Raw genomic sequence first — 18,779 nt, forward strand, 5'->3', positions numbered from 1 at the left:
CCCTCACGCGATCCGGCTCAGCAGTTGGGCAGCTGTGAGCCCCACCCGCCTGGCCTGGTCGTCGAAGCCGAACATGCGGGTGGGCAGGTTGAGGTAGTCCGACTTCGAGGGGTAGTGGAAGTAGAGAATCTGCCCGCACACCGGTGCCACGTCCCGCATCAGCGTGTCCTGGCAGGTTCCCAGGACGGTGATGCCGTGGGTGTCGGCCACCCTGGTGATCGCTGCCAGTACCTCCCGACGGTGCTCCTGTCCCAGGGAGTCGCCGAGTTCGTCCAGGATCAGGACACGTCCCGGCGCGTTGGGGGCGGCCAGGAGAGCCGCGAGCACGAGGTGAATGGAGAAGAGCTTCTCCTGCGCGGTGTTGGTGACTGTGCCGTAGGAGAGCAGCGGCCCGTTGGGGTTGCGCCGCCAGCGAGGTGTCACCGCGCACCGCCAGCTGTGGTCGGTGTCCGACGGGGGGTCGACCTGGTAGTGAAGGTCAGCGCCGAATCCGCCAGCAGCGCGGTTGAGCTGGTCCAGGGCTGCGGCGATGCCGTCGAGCGCGCCGGTGACCCGCTGGACGATGACGTCCTGGGTGTGCCGAAGTTCCTCCGTCAGTGTCTCCACGGAGGAGGCGATGAAGGCGTTCTCGGACTCACGGGTGCCGCGTACTCTCTGGACGTCCTCCTGCGCGTCGGCGTCTGCGGCTTCGGTGTCGGCGAGCCAGTCCGCCAGCGCGCGCAGCGCGGCGTCGGACCGGGCCTCCGGATCTTCAAAGCCGTGCTGGACCACCCGGGCCAGCGTCGTCGTCGGGTATCCGGCCGTGTGGGATTCGAGTTCCAGCAGATGCAGACAGCTGTCGATCAAACTGTTTGCTTCCATGCGCAGTTGGACGGCGGCCCGGCGCTCGGCAGCCGGCTCTGGCGCCGGGGAGGCCTGCGGCTGAGGTGCTTCGCTGAGCAGGACGGTGTGCTGTTCGGGTAGCCAGTGCGGGGGCCAGTTGAGGAGGGTCCGGGCCGTGTCCTCCTCTTTGCCGAACGCGGCACGCGCCGTCTCCAGATCACTGTCGTCGCTGGCTGCAGCCAGTTCGTCGCGGGCCCCGCGGAGTTGCTTGGCGGTCTTGTCCGCAGTGGCGATCTCCGCGTTGAGGGCCTCGATGCGCTGCTTTCGGTTGTCCAGAGCCGCCTTCGCGTCGGCCCAGTCGCCTTCGGCCTGTTCGAGCAGGGCATGCAAGTGCGGGAAGGCGTCGCGCAGGGCGGCGAGTCGGCCGGTCAGGGAAGTGTGCAGCTCGTACAGCGCGGGGAGTTTCTCGGCGGCCAGGGCTCGTTCGATTTCCGCTTCGACCAGGGTGATCCGCGTGATCAGGCGCTGTACGAGCGCGTCCGCGTCCCCTTGTGCGGCCAGGGCCTGGGCCCGGCGGGCGCGAAGGTGGACGCACAGCGCATCCCGGCCGACCATCGGCGTGGGAAAGGCGCCGACGATGTGCACGCCGAGGGCACCCATCTGCGCGTGGGGCGGCTGGTCGGTCCAAGAGCTCTGCCGTGCGAGGGCGGCGAGGAAGCCGTGGGAGGGTGCGGGAGCCGACCTCACTCCCGGGGGGAGGGCCGGATGGCCCGTGGGGTGGCCGTCGGTTTCGGCAGAGGTGGCTGGGCTGGTGACCAGGACGGCTCCGGGGCGCTCCGCCAGGGCTTTGAGAGCGCGGGGCAGCTCGGTTTGGGGTACGCACACGGCGTCCCGCCACGGGTGCAGGGCCGCCTCCCAGGTGTCGCGCGTACTACTGTCCAGTTCGATCTGGTCGTGCAGACCCACTGCGGTGACGTCCGCCGCGTGCAGCAGCGCCAGGATCTCGCCGACCTGTCCGGCGTGCCCCTGCTGGGCCCGCTTGAGTTGGTCCGTGTAGCGCCTGGCATCGCGCTCGGCGATGCTCCGGTCAATCTCGGCGGCGGTCTTGCGCTCGGTGAGATGCCCATGGCGTGCGGTGAGGAGGAGGGAGGGTTCTCCCCCGTGTGCCGCGCCGAGAGCGCGTGCCGTGTCGAGGTCGCTGCCGGCTTTCTTGGTCTCCCGCTCGAGGTCGTTCTCCTGGCGCTGGGCGTTGATCCACTCGTCGCGGCGCTTGTTCTTGTGGGTCTGTGCCCTGGTGTGGGCTTGTTCGAGTTCCTTGAGGTTGCTGTGCGCCGCGCGCTGTTCGCGCAGGTGCCGGATGTGCTCTTCGCTCTCGTGCAGCCTCGCCTCGGCGTCCGGCAGCAGTGCCTTGGCGCTTTTCACGCGGGCTGTGGCGTCCAGGAGTGCCCGCGCGCGGGAGGCGCGGTGGTCCGCCTCGGCTCGACGGACCTTGGTGCGCAGAGCAGCCCGGCCGGCGACCTGGCGCAGGATCTCCTCCTCTTTGGCCAGGGACCGGTCGTGGCGTTTCAGGGCGGTGGCGTACTCGGTGCGCTTGTCCTCCAGGAGCTTGCGCTGGTTCTTGTCGAGTTCGAGAACCTTGGCCCGCCCGGACAGGGTGATCAGTGCGTCGCCGATGCGGTCGGGCGAGTAGGTGCCCGCTTCGAGCTTGAGCAGCGAGGGACGCGAGCGCATCTGTCCGCGTGAGGCGACGTAGGCCAGTACTTTGGGCGAACGACCGTAGAGGCGGGCGGCGAACTCGGTTGCGCCCAGTGCCTCGCTGCCAAGGCGCCGGTAGAAGGACTGCGCAGCGTCGTGCCGTTCGCTGTCGGTTCCTTGGGTGAGGAGGTGGACTCCAGCCTGGTGGCGCACCTGGATGTGAGGGGAGTCGTTGCTGATCTGAAGCCAGACGGTGTGGGGCCGGGTGCCGTCGGGTTCGGCGAAGACCCCGGCCACGTAACCGCGCTCGGCGGCGCCGACCAGTTGGGTGGAGGCGCCGGCGATGACCGGCTCGAAGAGCAGGCTCGCGGTGTTGGCGGTGCCGTTGCCGGTGGTCTGCCATTCGGGATCGCCGAGGAGCAGGGCTGTGGCGGCCAGGAAGCTGGTCTTCCCTGATTCGTTGGAATCCTTGGGGCCCCGGCCGGTGACCGCGATGAAGGTGCCGGGGATGAGTGCCACCGGATCGCTGGTGAGTCTGGCGACGGCGAACGTCTGTACGGCCACGAGCTGGCGCGCGCCGATCACTCCGGCCGGTGCGGCTTCGTCGGGGTCGGGGTGGGTGGTCACACGCTCTCCTGCTGTGAGGTCGGTTGATCGGCCTGGCGGCGCCTGGCGATGGCACGGGCGAGATGGCCGGCGGGGCGGCCGGCGAGGATGAGGTCCTCCCAGAGCGTCGCCACGCGGTTCTCGCTCAGGCGCTCCAGTGCGGGACCGGGGATGTACTTGCCCCGGGCAACGGTGTCCACCATCGCGGCGGCGCGCAGCGTGCGCAGGGCCTGGCTGATCGCGGTCTTGGGGAGGGCCCGGTTTCGGGCCAGTTCGGCCAGGGTGACCGGGTGGCTGCTGCTGTTCCACCAGGGATGGGTGTGACGGCCCTGCGCCCGTGGCAGGGCGACGGTGTGGAGCAGGACCAGCGCCAGGACGGTGCGTTCGGTCGGGTTCAGCGTCGCGATGCCGGCGTCGCTCAGCGCCGTGGCGACGTGATCGGGGTAGCCGGTGATCCAGGCTCCGTGCACGGTGCGCAGCAGGACTCTGCCCATGGCCTCGAGGGTCTGCTCGGCCCGGACACGGATGGCGGGGTCGGACAGGGCGGGAAGGTCCTGGTGGGTGAGCGGGCCCGGCGAGCTCTCCAGTGCGGTGATGACGGCGCGTACCAGCCGGTCACTGCTGAGTTCGGCCATCGCACCGGGTGGGGTGAGGTCGTGTGCCGGCGTGGTGGGGCCGGTGTTCCGGGCGGGGGGTGCCTGTGGCGGGGCGGCAAGGTCGGGCAGGCGGTGGTGGCCGCGTCGCAGGGTGGCGATGGTGGGGCCGGGCAGGGCGGCGACCGCAGGCCCCAGGTGCAGGAGTGCGTCGGCTGTCACGAGGAGGCCGTGCTGGGGCAGCACGGTTCTGAGGGCGGTGGAGACAGCGTCCGCGTGCAGGCCCAGCTTTGCGCTCGTCGCCTCGATCAGTCGGGCGGGAAAGGGCTGCCCGGGGTAGGGCGGCAGGGAGGGATCCTGCCAGGCTGCTTTGAGGCACAGTGCCCACACGACGGCCGGCACGTTGGACAAGGTGGTGGGGGCTTTGGCTCCCATCTGTTCCCTGTCCGGGGCGTTGGCGTCGGGCCAGCCCAGGCGCAGGGTCGTCAGAGTCGTGCCGGGTGGGCGGATTTCCAGGAGGGCGCGGCCGGCCTGTGCGGCGGCGTCGGCGGCCTGCCGGATGTGTGCGCGGTCGCGGGGGGCTGCCACGGATCCTGCTGCCCGGATGGCGGCGAGCAGGAGGGCTGCGGGCGGCGGGAGCGTGGGCTCACTCATCGCCTTCCTCCTCGTTGCCGCTCTGGGGCGCTCCGAGGCGCAGCTGGACGTCGTGGAGGTAGGTGACCTTGGCGCCGGCGTCGACGCGTACTGGTACCGCGATGTCCACCTGGTAGGGGGCGAGGGGGTCTGCGTCGGCGGCCAGGAGGTCGGCCAGGAGCCGGGCAGCGGCCGGCCATCCTTTCGCTTCCAGGACATCCCCCAGCTGTACGTGGGTCAGGTCGCCGAGCAGGTCTTCCATGAGGACCCGCTGGCGCAGGTCCTCATGGGCCAGGGCGTCGTCGAGGGCGTCGAGGGGGTCGTTGTCGTCGCCGGGGGTGGGCAGCGGCGGGGCGGGGCGTGCTCGCGGGGTGGCGGCCGGAATGCAGGCGGCCGCGGCCTCCACCACGTCCTGGCCGTCGATCCACAGCGGGGCCGCGTCCGCGACCAGGCACGCGCCGAAGTGCCCGAGGCGTTCGGTGCCCGCGGTCCGCGCCAGGTGGGCGTACTCCGCCGCGGTGAGGACGTCCAGGTTCAGGCTCGCACCGCCTTGGTCGAGGACTTTGCCGACGGCCGCGATCTGCTGGTCACGGTAGAACTGCGCTGCCTCGATGAGGGCGGTGGCCGCGTCCTCCATCACCGGGTGTCCGGGAAAGGCACGGGTCACCAGGCGGTTCAGTCCGGTCACCTGACGGGTGAAGTCGGTGTGGTCGTGCTGGCGTTGGGCAATGACGAGTTCGGCGGGCGTGGCTGTGGCCACCTGGCGCTGCAGGTCCAGGGCGAAGACGACCAGGCCGTGCCGGCAGGTTCTCAGCTCGCGCAGCACCAGGGCCGGGTCGGGGTTGTCGTGTCTGAACAGCTCCCGGGTTCGGTCCATGAGAGCGATGAGCTCGTCGACGCCTCCGTGCGAGGCAAGGCGTTGGGCGGCCAGTGCGCCGGCCAGTCCGGCGGGCCGCATCACGTACCGGTCCTGGTGGGACTTCAGCAGGTACGGCTCCAGGAAGTTCATGTCGATCATCAGGGAAAGGCGGCTGTCGAGGACGGCCGGCGGCCAGCCCCTGCCCGAGGGCCCGAGGTGCTGTCGCAGCTGGGCGCGGGTGAGGCCGCTGTGCGCCGCGTACTCGGCGAACACCTCGACCACGTGGGTGGCCAGGTGTACGAGGTCGGGGTCCTTGACCACCGCTTCGCGGTTGGCTGCCAGTGACGCGATGAAGGCGCGCCAGTTCGTCAGGCGCTGCGCCGGGGCGAGCAGAGCCTGGGCGTCGCCGCCCAGGGGCAGTTGGCCGTTGTTCACCGTTCCTGCTCCGGTTCGTAGCACACCGCTGTGGCGTCCCCGGGGATGGCACCGGGCTTCTCCTTGAGCAGTGGGGCGAGCAGGTCCGGCAGGCGTGGCAGCACGGTCGTGTACAGCGTCTCCTGCTCGAGGGACTCCCCGCTCCCGGCGATCGCCAGGGCCAGCTCGCGCAGGTCGCCGTCGACCTTGTGTGCCAGGTCGGCGGCCAGCTTCGCGTCGCGGGCCTTCTCCTTCCGGGGGTTCTTGAGACGCTCCCGGTAGGGTCCTGTCCGCCAGGTCTGCGCGTCCATGCCGACGGCGTGCACGGGCGTGCCGAGCCGGCGGGAGAGGTCGTGGACGATGGCGATGCCGTCCGCGTCCAGGTCGCACCACGCGGCGACCGGCAGGGGCTGCAGCCATGCCAGCATGGCCACCAGCTGGTCGCGGGCGTAGCCCCGGCCCCAGACGCACAGCCAGCGTGAGGTGAGATCGGGCAGGCGGCGGCACACCTGCCCGAAGGTGTCGGCGTTCTCGATAACCAGCACGCCGAGCGCGGTGCAGGTCGCCTCCCCGACGATCCTCAGCCCCTGGGCGGGGACGCCCACCCAGGGCCGGGCCACCGCCGCGTCCACCGCGACCTCGCCGATGCGCCACGACAACGGGCCCTTGATCCGCAGGTCGGTGTCCTCCTCGGTGACCGCCTCCTCGAAGTCCACTCCCACGAGGTTGGCGAACGCGACCTGCTGCTGGCCCGTCCAGCGCTTGGAGCCGCCGAGAGCGAGGGCGGCGAGCTGCTTCAGCGTCACCTCCTTCTCTCCCTGGTCACGCAGCCCCCACCATGCGGCCGAGGCCTTGACGGCCGCCTCGTACACCGACCACGCGGCCGTCCCGGCGGTGCTTCCCTGCGGCACGACAAGGCCCGCGTTCTCGTCAATCGCTGCCAGCAGCTCGCGCTCACGCTTCAGCTCGGTTACCGCGGACATCAGTTCCAGCAGCTCGCTGCGGGCCCGGCGCGGCTCGCGCGGCCCGCGCAGCTGGGCGCACCGCTCCTCGGCCTGGTCCGCCCAGGCATGGGTCAGCCGCCAGCGCACCGGGGGCCCCAGGGTCACCATGACGTCCACTTCGCAGCGCAGCACCACAGCGCCGCAGCGCACCAGGGCGTGCGCCACCTCCTGCGCCCGTGAGCCGAACCGCCTGACGGTCGAGTCCCACTCACGGCGCTGCGCGCCCAGCACCCACAACAGGTCGGCGTCCGTGAGTTCCTGGGGCGGCGCGAAGAGCGCCGGCTTGCCCGCCGGGAGCAGGTCGACCTCGGTGAGGCGCAGTCGGCGCTTCCTGTCGCGGGGCAGCCAGTACTCCCCCTCCCGGCGCACCGGGACGGTGAAGGCCTGTAACCCGGCGGGTACTCCTTCGACCGTGACCGGCACACGTCCGTGCCCTTCGCCGAACAGCAGGCCCGGCTGCGGGCGTACTTCGTCCCCCACGCGTCATCCCCTCACGTTTGTGTGGCTCCCCGCCCCCGGCACAGCGCCCTCTGGGGGCGTTCGGTGCACCTCCGCACAGAAGCGGAGAGCGCAGGCTATCCGCCTTTCACACAGCAATCTGACGGATCGTGGCCAATATGCCACCGTCAGTTGCCATCCGTGGGGTGCGGTGAAGGCCAGGGGGCGGACAGGGCGGACAGGGAGCGGGTCGAGGACTCCTGCGGGGGCACCAGGGCAAGAACGGGACGGGAGGATCGCCTGCGGCCGTCCGGCTGCCTGGCGTGGAGGAGTCGGTTGCACAAGCGGCACGCGCAACGTTGACGCAAAATCGCCCTAAGGAGTCAATTAATAACACTAAGTCATGACCCGCGGGCGTGCCGGCCGGCGCGGCGAGCCCTCGCAACGGCCACCCGGGCCGGTCTTGCGGGCGTGCAGTCCTACCGACGAGGCCCCGGCCCGCCCGGCATTCCGGGGGCGGGCCGGGGCCTCGCATCGTCGGTCGGGCTCCGCGCCCAGCTGGCCGAATCCGCCAAGGCGCACAGGACGTGGCGAGCACCGCCCCCCGCTGCAGCGGCCCCCGATCCGATAGGAGGGACAGGGGATGACCCATAGAAGGATGGGTCCTTACCTATCATGACCCGGGTAAGGCATGGGTTAGAGTTGGGCATAGTCGGCTCCCGCGAGCCTGCACGGAATGAGAGGGCCAGATGCCCCCGCTGATCGAAGTCCGCGTCCTGGTGGACGAGGACCGCGTCCCGGAGTTCTACGAGATGGTCGGCCGCTGGCTCGGCTCCCCGCCCCTGCCGGACGAGGAAACCGGGACGCTCGCGCCGTGGGCACCCGGACTGCAGGATCTGCAGTTCGCCCGCACGGTCTGGGAGAAGCTGAGCGACCGGGCCCAGGCCCTGTTCGAGACCCTCATCGCATCCCCCGGACGCCGCTTCTCCGCGGAGGAGCTCGCGGAGCAGTTGCACCTGCCGAACGGCAAGTACGGTGTCGCAGGGGTCCTGGCCTGGCCCGGCCGCCACTGCAGGAAGGTGGGACGGCCTCTTCCCGTCGAGTTCGCCCCCACCCCGGTCGGCGAAGGAGCCGACTACTGGATGACAGCCGAGGCCGCAGCCCTGTTCACCGCGGCCGCGACCCCGTGAGCTGCCGTCTCGCCCCGCCGGAGCAGGCCCATGACCGCGAACGGCGCGCATCCACCCCCGACCGCGGGGACGGACGGCGGCCGGCGGACCCGAGCACAGTCTCGATTCCCCCTCGGCCCGCCGGCCAGCGGAAGGGACCGGGCGGGCCGTCGGCCTGGCGCCACCCCGAGCCTCCAGCCGGCGTGACGCACATCACCTCTCGATATCCTGAATCTTCTACTCATTCTGCTGAATGATGTGACCATGAGCGAATCGGCAACCATCGAACTGGACGGCTCCACCTACGCACGGGTGCGACTGCTGGCCCTGGCATGGAAGGTGAGCGAGGGGGAGGCGGTGAAGCGGCTCATGGAGCACTTCGAGCAGCCCCTGCCGGCGCAGGCGCCCGTCCCACCGGCCAAGAAGGAGGGCCAGGAGTCGGTACCGGTGCATGCCCGGTATGAAGGAAACCTCATCCCTGGTCTCTACTACCCGGCATCGCAGGCCCTGGAGATCACCGAGGGCCCGGCCGTCGGCCGCTACAAGAGTCCGAGCGGCGCGGCCACCGCCGTCCTTCGGGCCTACAACCCGAAGGTCTCGCCCCATCGCAACGGATGGTCATTCTTCGTCGTCGACGGCTCCGGCGAGTTCCTGCAGTCGGTCCGCCGCCCCGTCGGCTGACCTTACCGCCAGCATCAAATTGTGAGAAATATGAGGGGGGCTGTATGGCGGGATCCGATCAGGAACATACGGGCGAGGAGGCTCTGGTGAGCCAGCGCACCGCCCTGGTTCTGCTGTCGTCCGTTCTGGCCGGCACGGCCGTGGGGGCTCTGTCCTTCCTGGGCGGGGTGCCTGCGGGCCTGGCGGCCGTGAGCGGCCTCGCCGCATTCGGGGCAAGCGTGCTCGGTCTCGACCGCTGCATCCACCGCTGACCACCCACCATCGCGGCCGTGACCCATCCCACGCCGCCAGCCAATGGCAGGCTGTCCCTGGCACAAGGACGGTGCGCAGCGTGCGGATGCCCACGTGGTGCCCGGCGCCGCGGGGCGCGCCAGGTGCTGGCCCGGCCGCGCGGAGTCGTGCGGGAAGGGCACCAGCCCCGGGGAGTGAGCGAAGCGAAGCAGGAGGACCGAGGAAGAACGGCCCGGCACCGTCCACCGCACGGGCCTCGCGGTTACCTGTGCACCCACACCATGTCCAGGGCCTCCAGTTCTGCGATCAGCAGTGCCGGGAGTCGTCCTTGGAAGACCTTGGTGCGTTGGCGGGCGATCCAGGTGCCGAGGCGGACGGCGGTGTGCTCGCCCTGCTCGACGAATCCGGGTGGCACGTCCAGGTGGCCTTCCCTGTGCCGGAAGGCTCGCGCTGCTTCGATGTGGCGGCGGAATTCGACCGGGAGGTGGCCAACCGGGGTCGGGCCGTGCGGCGGACGACGGGCCTGGCGCTCCGTCCGCGGTCCAGGACGCCGGAGTTCCTGCGCCGGCGGCGCAGCCGGGGCGTGTCCGCGAGCGGAGCTGCTCGGCGCCCCACAGTGCGGTCCAGGTTCGCCGGGTGCGGGGGTGGTCCGCCAGGTTCCGAGGGAGTCCAGGAGTGCGCTCTGGTGGGGATCGAGCTTGTCCGTTGCGGCTCGTCGGGTCTGCTTGCGCAGCCATGCCCCGGGGCGGAAATGTTCATCGCCGGCCGTCCCGGTACGGTTCACGGGGCCGGTGAGGGGGCCGCCGGCTGCCAGGTAGGCGACGAGGCGGCGGTACGAGCGCTGCCAGTCCGGCTCGAGGCGCCACAGCGGGTCGAGCGCGGTGAGCCTTGCCTCCTGGTCAGGGGTCAGGTCGGCCTTGCGCTGGCGGCATGCCCACGCGCCGAGGTTGTAGTCGTCGACCTGCTGACGCGTGGGGATCGCCAGGTGGCCGGTGCGGGCCGCGAAGGCGCGGGCATGGGCGTAACCGCGCTCCCAGGCGTCCTCGTGCTTGTTCCAGATCATCCCGAGCGCGTCCAGGTCGCTGCGGCGGGCGGTGGCGAGCCGGCCGGCGGCGCGCAGGTAGCGCTGTCTGGAGAGCCAGCCGGCGAGTTCGCCCTCGCTGGTGTCGAGGTGACCGTGCTCCGCCGCGAAGGCGGCGGCCTTGGCGTACATCCGGGCCCATGCCTTCTCCGCGGAGGCTGTCCGCCGGTGCTCGGCCTGCTCGGTGGTGGTGTCAGCGTCCGATAGCCGGGCGGTGCCCCTGCGGGGAGCGGTGCCGGCGCCGGCACCGGGTGGAGCGGTCTCGTTGCTTGTGCTGGTGCCGAGGGGTGCCTTGTCGGCGTGGCGTCGGGATGTCTGTGGGGCCTGGGCCGCAGCCGACGGGTGGCCGGGCAGTTCTGCGCAATGGGACGCGTGCCGGCGCGCCTGGTCCGTCGGGGCTTCCAGGAAGCGGGGGGTCGGGTTCAGGCCGAGGGCTTGCAGGGCGGTGCTCTGGCGGCTGGTCAGTTGGGCGGCGTCGCGATGGCGCAGGCGGATCCAGCGTCCGAGGTGGATCCGGTCGGAGCCGACGGTTTCGCAGTGCGCCGGCGGAACGTGCAGGTGGCCCTCGCGCTGGTGGTACTGGCGGGCGGCGCGCAGTGCGCGGGTGAAGGCCGCGGCGTGTGCGGTGCTGGGGCGGATCAGGAGGATGGTGTGGGGATGGGCGTCGGGACGGGTTCGGGCAAGGTGGTCCAGCAGACGCCGCTGGCCTTGGTGAAGGTCGTCCTGGCGGTTGATCTGACGGTCAAGCCAACTGCCCCAGGCCGTCTCGGTGTCGGCTTGGTGGTGGTAGGGGATCGTCCAGTCGGTGGTGGCCAGACGGTGGCGCAGGTGGATGTAGGTGTGTTGCCAGCGCAGGCTCCACGGGGGATTCCACCAGGGGTCGACGGCGTTCAGGGCGTCGACGCGTTCGGGCTCCAGGAGACCGGCGTTCGCCCGCTTGCGTGTGCGCGCGAGCCAGGCACCGAGCGTGGGGTCGCTGCCGGGGATCGTCGTGTCGAAGGCGAGGCTGCCGGTGCGGGAAGCTGCCGCGGCGGCCAGTTCCAGGTGGTGCTCGAAGCTGGCCGGCGGGTGCAGCCAGGAGATGCCGAGGGCTTTCAGCGCGACGGCCCGTTCGATGGGCAGCGTTGCGGTCTTGTAGTGGGTCCGGTGGCGGCCGATCCAGCAGCCGAGGGGGAAGCCGGCCGTATCGGTGTACTCGCTGGGGACGTCGAGGTGGTCGTGCTGGTCGACGAAGCGCACGGCTGCGTTCCAGCCGTCCGCCCATTCGCCGCTCTCGATGTGGTGGGTGCGCAGGTCGAGGAGCGGGGCGATCTCGCCGGCGCGTTCGGGCCCGGGGAGAACGGGGTCCTGGAGACAGCGCCGGCGGATACCCGTGAAGCGGTGGAAGACTCGGTCGTCGTGGTCTCGCAGGCCCGTGAGGACGTCCCACAGCGCGGAGAAGTCGGAGGAGTCCATGGCCTGTTGGGTTGACTGGCCGGGGGCGAGGTAGACCGGGATGACCAGGGTGGCGATCTTGCCGGAGCCCGGGGGCTGGCGCAGGGCCCGTCCGAGGGACTGGACGATGTCGACGGCGCTGCGCTTGGGATCGGCGAACAGGACGCCGTCGGCGTCGGGGACGTCGACGCCCTCGCCGAGGGTCTTGACGCTGGCCAGGACGGCGACCTGGTAGTCCAGCGGCCCTCGGGCCGTACTGCCCAGCAGGGGCATGGTGTCGAACTGACGGAGGCAGCGGGCACGGCGCCAGGGACGCTGGTTGCTGTGGATGGCCCTGGACCAGATGCGGGGCGGGGCGCTCTGGCCGCTGATGGCGGCAGCGGTGGAGGGAAGGCTGTCGGCGAACCCCTGGGCGGCCACGATGCGACTGTGGAAGGTGACCACGCGGCGGAGCCCGTAGTCGGCGATGGCCTGCAGGAGGCCCACCTGCAGCGCGGCCAGACGCAACCCGTCGAACTGGGGGGTCGCCTCGATGGTGTGAAGGACCTCGCGCAGGTCTTCGTCGCGGATGACGGGTACGACGATGCGGTAGTCGGCCAGCAGTCTGCGGTCGATGGCCTGCGCCAGGGTGAGGCGGTGGACCACGGGCCCGTAGAGGGTGGCGTCGTCCATGGACGCGACGTCGGCGCGGGCCCTGTGCTTGCGCTTGCTGCTGTGTCCTGCGGTCCACAGGCGCGGGGTGGCGGTCATGTAGAGGCGCCGGGCTGCGGGCAGACGGTCGTCGTCGTGGACCGCTCCCCAGTCCTTGTCGAGGTCGCCGCTGGTGCGGTGGGCCTCGTCGGCGACGACGATCGCCCACTCGGGCAGGAAGTGCAGCCGGTGGGCGCGTTCGAGGACCTCCAGGGAGGCGTAGGTGGCGAAGACCACGGCCGGCCCGGCGTGCGAGGAGAGCCGGGCGGCAACGACGTCGGGGGCGGTGGTGAAGACGACGTGCCGGGCGATGTCTGGGTAGGAGGTGCGGCCTATGGAGCACACCGCGGTCATGTGGCGGATGCTGCTGTCCTCGCGCCACCGGCGGACGGTCTGTGCGACCAGGTCCAGGGTGGGCAGGAGCACCAGAATGTTGCCCCGACCTGCGAAGTGCTCGGCGACCCGGGTCGCGATCAGGGTCTTGCCGGTGCCGCAGGCGGCGATCACGGTGGCCCGCGGCAGGCGTTCCAGCGTCCGCGTCGCGGCGTCGATCGCCTGCTGCTGGTGCTCACGCAGTGTGCGCGGTTCCCTGGACACTGAGAAGGCGGTTCCTTCACGACCGTTGCGATGTGCGGGCGCCAGGGGCGGGCCGGCCCTCTGCCGCCTGGGCACCCGTCCGGAGCCCTGCTCGATCGCGCCGGCCGGGCCCTCGACGGCGCCCGGATCTTCTCGCGATGATACGACCGAAATGCGTTACCGTGGCGAGCCGGTCATTCGCCCAGGGAGCAACGTGAAGGTGCAGGAGCGGGAGCGCTGGCCCGATCTGCGGGAGTTGCCGCTGCACGTGCGCTTCCTGCCGAACGAGTCGACCGGTTCGTACGTGACCCGGCTCGCCGAGCGCAACGGCCTGAGCGTGGACTACCTGCTGGAGATCGTCGGTGAGGGCAGGAGCCGGGTGGTCGAGCCCCACCTGACCGAGCTCTACCTCAACCGGCCGGCAGCTGAACGCCTGGCCCGGTTGGCGGGCCGGCCCTTGCCCGTGATGCAGCGGGCGTTGGCGAGTCTGGGCGAGGACTACCTGCTTGCGGGTTGCGGACCGGGCCCGGTGTGGAAGTGGCCCTGGGCGGTGACGGACGGCTACCTGGTGCGGGCGTGCGCGCTGTGCGCGGCACGGCGCGGGGTCACCGAGCCCGCGTGGCTGATGGTGCCCGACACCTGGCACGTCTGCGGCGAGCATTCCCGGTGGACGGACAACTCCCGCGACGTGGCCTGGCCGTGGATCGATCTGCGGCCCTGGCCGCAGATCCTCGAGGCACACCGCCGGCTGGCGCGTCTGGGCAGGCGGACGGGTCCGGCTGGCCGGGCGCTGGCTGCGGACGCGTTCACCATGATGACCGACCATCACGTTTGGTCCGTGCACGGGCGGGCGCCGCGCTGGTTCGCCGAGGCCGCGGACCGGCTCGGGGAACGGCGCGCCGCTCCGCTCCTGGCGTATCCGAAAGCCGTCCAGGTCGCGCGGGTGCTCGCCCGCAGCGAGCGGCCTCGGCTGGAAGGGAACTTGACGTAAGGGCGTACCAGTCGCCCGTCGGCGTGTACGCGCAGCGGGGCCTGGACGTGATCACCCTCCCAGGTGTGGTTGCGCCAGGTGCGGGGTCGTTTACCGAACACGTCCAGTGCGCGGGCCGCCTCGGGGCCCTTGCGGTACCCGGCCAGTTCCCCCGCCGTCAGGTCGCGGCGCACCGCGCGCAGGAACGTCGCCAGCGACGGCACCTGCTCCAGCACGGGGACCGCGTGCGGTGGCGCACCGCCCGGAATCGCCGTGCGGGCCGGCCGCGGCGTGGAGGACGGTGGGAGGCCAGCGGCTGCGTCGGCGCCGGCGCCTTCGAAAGTGGTGGCGTCGAGGGTGACGGCTGCGTGGGTGGCGGCGGCTGCGTGGGCCGCAGCGAAGGTGGTGGCGTCGGGGGCGGTGACGGTGTGGGCGCGGGCGGTCAGCTCGCGGTGGACCGCCGAGGCGTTGCCCCGCCAGTAGGCCAGCAGCACCCGGATCTGCGGGGTGATCTCGAACCTGTCAGTACGGCGTGCCCCGGGGGCATGGGCGGCGGCGGGTGCGGTGGCGGCCTCGGCCAGCCACCGCCACACGGTGCGGTCGGAGACCGCCAGGCACTGCGCTGTGGTGCGGACGTGCGCGCGGGTGAGAGCGCCCTCGGTGCGCAGGGCGAGCAGGCGGTGTACGGCGGGAGCGCGCAGGACCTTCAACGACACCGCGTCCAGGGCGGGTTCGGCTCTGGACGGCACAGGCTCGTCGGCAGAGGCGCTGTCGGGGGCGGTGGTGGGGGTGTTCACCGGGTTCCTTCCCGTGTGCGGTGGCGGCTGGCGCGGTGGTGGGGTGGTGGGGTGGTGGGGTGGCCGGGTCAGGGGTTGGGGCCGAGGCGGGAGCAGGCCCTTTCCAGCAGCGCACGGTCCGCGCCGGTGCCGGGGTGTTGGTCAAGGGCGGCGTAGGCGTGGGAGGTGATCTTCGCCCAGGTCCGGAAGTTCCCCCGTGCGCAGGTCTCGTCCGCGTGCAGCAGATCGGCGTCGACCGCGGTATGCCACAACGGATGGAACAGGCGCAGCACGCCGGGAACCTGGGAGGCCTCCAGACGGGGGACGTGCTGCCAGGTCAGCACCCGCGACGCCAAGGCCGGGGATCGGGCGAGAGTGCGTTCGGCGCCGGCCCCGCACAGCACGCGACATCTGCGTGGTCGGGGCATCGGCCAGCAGGCGCAGGTAGTCGAGTTCGGGGGCGGCGATGCGCTGAACGTCGTCGACCAGCAGCACGCCGGGGGTCTTGAAGGCGTCGATGAGCGCGCGGTCGGCCGCGTCCGTGCGGTTCGTCAGCGCGGTCGCCGGCAGGCCGAACGCGGTCAGCAGAGCGGCACGCAGCTGCGGCAGGGCCGGTTTCACCGCCACCTGCGCCTGGCGGACCGGCACACGGCGCGGCAGCAGGCGCAGGGCCTGGTGGACCGCGACGGTCTTGCCCTGGCCCGCGTCCCCATAGACACAGGCGATCTGGCGCGCGGCGATCGTGTGCGCGAGTGCCTCGGTGATCTCGCCGAGCTGGCTGGTCGCGACGACGTGGGCACCGGGGACGTACAGCCGCGCGCCCAGCGGCACGGCTGCGGCCGTGCCGCTGGGCGCGGCGGAACTGTCGGGTACAGCCACGCGCCGGGGTGCGGTGGCGCGCGGGGCTGCGCCTGCCTCATCGACCGTGCCGGGGAGTGCCAGCTCGGTCAGCGCCCGGTCGTACACCACTGGATCCACCCGGCCGCGTCCGGGCCGGACCCCCTGCAGGACACGGCCGGCCTGCCGTTCTCGCTGGACCACCCGGTGCAGCGTCCCGAGCGACGGCACGAGCCCCGCGGACTCCTGTCCCGGGTTGCTCGCGGTCTGTGCGGTCAGTTCCCGGTGCAGAGCCGCGACGTTGCCGCCCAGTTCGGACAGCCGGTCCCATAGTTCGTCCGAGACCATGAACCCCTTGCGGCGGGGAGCCGTCTCCACCCGGCCCGTTTCCCGGGCCTCGGCCAGCCAACGCCACACCGTCCGCACCGACACCCCGGCCGTCTCGGCAGCGATCCGCGCATGCACCGACGACAGCTGCCCGGCCTCGTCGACCGCGAGTAGGCGCCTGACCACCACCTGGCGAGTAAGCGCGCGCTCCCCCGAACGGGACACCAGCGATTGCCCGCCGGCGGAGGATGCCGACGGAGAAGGCCCCGCGGCGGGGGCAGACGACGCGGACAGGAGGTCGGGGCTCATACCCACCAGCCCACCCCCCCGCCACGGCCAACCGCACAGGAATGAGCAACCCCATGTCAGCCACCCACCACACGTGATAGGCATCAGCTCGCAGGCCATGACAGCAACCTGGTCACCTCATGGCAGCCACGATCCGCGGACCAAGCGATGAAAGACCCAGCACGATAGGCCCTTCACCCTCGACTCGGCTGCTGCCGCCCAACCCACTGACACCACCCCACCCACTCACACCGTCACCCTGCGCAGGGGACGACGGCCTCCGGTGTTGTCTACAGTCTTCGAGCCAGTCCCGCTCAGGCAGCTGCGGGCCGGCGAGGTCAGCCAGCCGCGACTGCGAGACTCCCTCCGGCGGGTGCATCCGGGCGGCCGCGGGTGTGGGCGCCCGATCGAACTACAGCCTGCCGATAGTGCGTAACGCACACCGTCTCAAGCGCCCGCAGCCTTCTGCCGACGACGCTCCGGAGGAGGAGGAAGCTCTCGCTGGAGGAGCTCCTGCGGACCGCCGCGGCCCAGAGTGCCGGTCCGGACAGCGTCGTCCAGGAGGAGGCCGCCAGCGGATGACCGCGCTCCACACGCCTTGCCGGGCGGCGGTCGCGGCGAGCTATCAGCAGGCCCAGGTCCCCGACCCCGGTGACGGCTCCGCGCGGCAGGCCTCCGTCGGGAAGCAGCGGGGCGAGCTCGACCGCGACTGGGACCGGTCGCGGCCTCCCGCTCGCGGGCCCGGGTCGCGGGGAAGGTCGCCTCCAGCAGGTCCTTCGGGCCGCACCTACCGGGCTCCGACCGGCCGGTCCTGCGCGCCCGACGGCGGGCCACTCGGGCGGAGACTGGCTATCTGTGCCAGGCAGGTGGGGGCGGGCAGCCCCGCATGAACTCGGTGACGGCCCACGGGTAGCGGTAGTGGGCGTTGCTGAAGGGCCAGATCGTGCGCTGGTCCTGCGGTTTGGGGGCGGGGCGGCCCGAACGGGAGCGGGGCTTGGGTGGCTGGGGCGGACGCAGTTTGCAGGTGTCGGCGAGGTCGAACAGGTGGGGCAGGGAGTTGCCGGTGAAAGGGGTGGTGAACAGCGGGGTGTCGCCGGCTTCGGCGATGGCGTGCTGGTAGGCGGCGGCGAGGAGCAGGGGACGTGCCCAGGGCGGCACGGGGTGGGTGAGGCAGCCGAAACGCAGGCCGTCCGCGTCATGGAGGGCGATGGTGGCCGCGCCGTCGGCGAGGTTGCTGGGGCGGGCGGTGTAGAGCTGGGCGTCGGACGCGGCGGTGAAGACCGCGGTGGCGAGCTGGGCCGCGAGGTGGGGGTGGGCGGTCGCGGTGTGGAGGCGGCGGGCGACTTCGATGGCGGTGGCGGGGGGCATCCGGGGCGGGTGGAAGCCGCAGTCGTGGGCGAGCGGCGGGGTGCAGCGGCAGCGGCGCTGGGCACCGTCGCCGGAGCAGTAGGTGGTCAGGGCGGGCAGGTTGAGCCAGCGGTCGTGCATCGGGACAGGGCGGAGCGGCGCCGCCAGCTGGAGGAGATCGACCCGTTCTGGTGCCCCACATGGCCGATCACCTGGCAACGCACCTACGCCGCCGCCCGGATGTGGTGGCTGGAGGCCGACGGCCGCGTGGACTGGGCGCAGCTGCCCGAGGACACCATGTTTGAGGGCGAGCAGCTCGGCCGCTGGGTGAAGGCGCAGCGCGCCGGTGGGCCCGGCCTGGAGACCGACCACCAGGACCTCCTGGCCGCGATCGGCCTCGAACCGGCCCCCGAGCTCGTCGCCGCCAGGGCCGCAGCCGCGGCGAAGCCCAAGGTGTCCCGCGCCGACCGCTTCCAGCAGGGCCTGGCCGCCCTCGCCGCGTTCCTGGAACGGGAAGGCCACGTGCGGGTGCCGCGCCCGCACAAGGAGCCGTTGGAGGTCGTGGTGGCCGGCCCCGGCGGGGAGGAGAGCACCGAGGTCGTATACGTCGGTCTGGGAGTGTGGCTGAACAACCAGAAGGCCCGCCGAGCGAAGCTCAGCCCGGGGCACCTGGCGCAGCTCGCCGAGAACGGCGTGGAGTGGGCGTAGGGCGGGGCGGCGGTGGGGGATGCACTGCGGGGCGTCGGCTGCCACGGTGGGCGTCTTCTCCCCGAGCCGCGGGACGCTGCCCAGTAGCGGGCCGAGCACCGAGCCCCGTACCAACGGCTGGGGCGTGCCCCGGCTCGGCCGCCGACGCTACGGGGTGGTGTTGAGTGGCGAAGGCCTTGGTGGCGCCAGTCGGCCCCTGCTCTGTAGGAGCCCAGGAGCGATATCGGGTGGCTATGGGCGACGCCGTGTCTTGGGGTTGAGTCGAGGCGGCTGCCCAGGGTTTTCCCGGTGCCGCACACGGAAATCACCGCCGTCCGGGATCCGGATTGGCGCAGCTGGCGGGCCGCGGCGGCGGCCGCGCTGTTGGTCCGGGTGCAGCGTGCGTCGTTGGTGGGCGGGCGGGCCTCGGAGCGGGGGTGGGTGAGGTCGGGGGCGGTGGTCACGAACAGCGGTCTCCCGCCAGCCGGACTGGGGCGTTGGGTGGTGTTCCTGGGGTGCGTGGGTCGGCCGACGCGCCGGGGAGTGCGCGGGGTGGGTTTTGAGAGCTCGGGTGGGGCCTCGGTATGGCATCGAGCTCCCAGTTGTCGCTGGAAGCGGCGG

12 protein-coding genes are annotated in these 18,779 nt (G+C 71.8%); 5 read left to right on the forward strand and 7 right to left on the reverse strand.

What is annotated here, in order from left to right; genetic code table 11:
* Positions 1-3: 3 nt before the first annotated feature.
* Genes J2S46_RS39550 through J2S46_RS39565 form a run of 4 tightly spaced genes read right to left on the reverse strand, consistent with a single transcriptional unit; the run spans position 4 to position 7,106 of the window.
* Complete coding sequence (locus J2S46_RS39550; RefSeq protein ID WP_191293793.1) at positions 4-3,144, reverse strand: hypothetical protein; 3,141 nt, start codon at positions 3,142-3,144, stop codon at positions 4-6.
* A complete protein-coding gene (locus tag J2S46_RS39555) occupies positions 3,141-4,370 on the reverse strand; it encodes a hypothetical protein (protein ID WP_191293792.1) in 1,230 nt (409 codons plus the stop codon). The genes J2S46_RS39550 and J2S46_RS39555 overlap by 4 nt, the downstream gene beginning before the upstream one ends.
* Positions 4,363-5,643 carry a hypothetical protein gene (locus tag J2S46_RS39560; protein ID WP_191293791.1) on the reverse strand — a complete coding sequence of 427 codons (1,281 nt, stop codon included), beginning with the start codon at positions 5,641-5,643 and terminating at the stop codon, positions 4,363-4,365. Before J2S46_RS39560 ends, J2S46_RS39555 begins: the two co-directional genes overlap by 8 nt.
* Positions 5,640-7,106 carry a Wadjet anti-phage system protein JetD domain-containing protein gene (locus J2S46_RS39565; RefSeq protein WP_191293790.1) on the reverse strand — a complete coding sequence of 489 codons (1,467 nt, stop codon included), beginning with the start codon at positions 7,104-7,106 and terminating at the stop codon, positions 5,640-5,642. Before J2S46_RS39565 ends, J2S46_RS39560 begins: the two co-directional genes overlap by 4 nt.
* Positions 7,107-7,813: 707 nt before the next feature.
* Between J2S46_RS39565 and J2S46_RS39570 the strand changes: the two genes are divergently transcribed.
* The 3 genes from J2S46_RS39570 to J2S46_RS39580 all read left to right on the forward strand — a co-directional run bounded on the left by J2S46_RS39570 (position 7,814) and on the right by J2S46_RS39580 (position 9,165).
* Entirely contained in the window at positions 7,814-8,254 is a 441-nt protein-coding gene (locus J2S46_RS39570; protein WP_229913292.1) for a DUF6416 domain-containing protein, read from the forward strand.
* A gap of 243 nt (positions 8,255-8,497) precedes the next feature.
* Positions 8,498-8,914 carry a hypothetical protein gene (locus tag J2S46_RS39575; protein WP_229913291.1) on the forward strand — a complete coding sequence of 139 codons (417 nt, stop codon included), beginning with the start codon at positions 8,498-8,500 and terminating at the stop codon, positions 8,912-8,914.
* 86 nt (positions 8,915-9,000) lie between these two features.
* Positions 9,001-9,165, forward strand: a complete 165-nt coding sequence (locus tag J2S46_RS39580) for a hypothetical protein (protein WP_191293789.1) — start codon at positions 9,001-9,003, stop codon at positions 9,163-9,165.
* A 242-nt stretch (positions 9,166-9,407) separates the two neighbouring features.
* Here J2S46_RS39580 and J2S46_RS39585 read toward each other — a convergent pair whose 3' ends face one another.
* Positions 9,408-12,947 (reverse strand): DEAD/DEAH box helicase, encoded by a 3,540-nt coding sequence (locus J2S46_RS39585; protein WP_191293788.1) that lies wholly within the window; start codon positions 12,945-12,947, stop codon positions 9,408-9,410.
* Between the two features lie 193 nt (positions 12,948-13,140).
* On the opposite strand from J2S46_RS39585, the gene J2S46_RS39590 reads away from it, so the two are divergent.
* Positions 13,141-13,917, forward strand: a complete 777-nt coding sequence (locus tag J2S46_RS39590) for a TniQ family protein (protein WP_229913290.1) — start codon at positions 13,141-13,143, stop codon at positions 13,915-13,917.
* Positions 13,918-14,834: 917 nt separating this feature from the next.
* Here the strand turns inward: J2S46_RS39590 and J2S46_RS39600 are convergent.
* The gene (locus J2S46_RS39600) at positions 14,835-16,145 is read right to left on the reverse strand and encodes an ATP-binding protein (protein ID WP_191293787.1); all 1,311 of its coding nucleotides are present in this window, start codon (positions 16,143-16,145) and stop codon (positions 14,835-14,837) included.
* A gap of 828 nt (positions 16,146-16,973) precedes the next feature.
* Positions 16,974-17,612, reverse strand: a complete 639-nt coding sequence (locus J2S46_RS39605; RefSeq protein WP_191293786.1) for a hypothetical protein — start codon at positions 17,610-17,612, stop codon at positions 16,974-16,976.
* Between J2S46_RS39605 and J2S46_RS39610 the strand changes: the two genes are divergently transcribed.
* Positions 17,607-18,179, forward strand: coding sequence for a Helicase associated domain protein (locus tag J2S46_RS39610; protein WP_191293785.1), 573 nt, complete (start codon positions 17,607-17,609; stop codon positions 18,177-18,179). The genes J2S46_RS39605 and J2S46_RS39610 overlap by 6 nt on opposite strands.
* Positions 18,180-18,779: the final 600 nt, after the last annotated feature.

This window comes from Kitasatospora herbaricolor (genome assembly GCF_030813695.1).
Classification (GTDB): Bacteria; Actinomycetota; Actinomycetes; order Streptomycetales; family Streptomycetaceae; genus Kitasatospora; species Kitasatospora herbaricolor.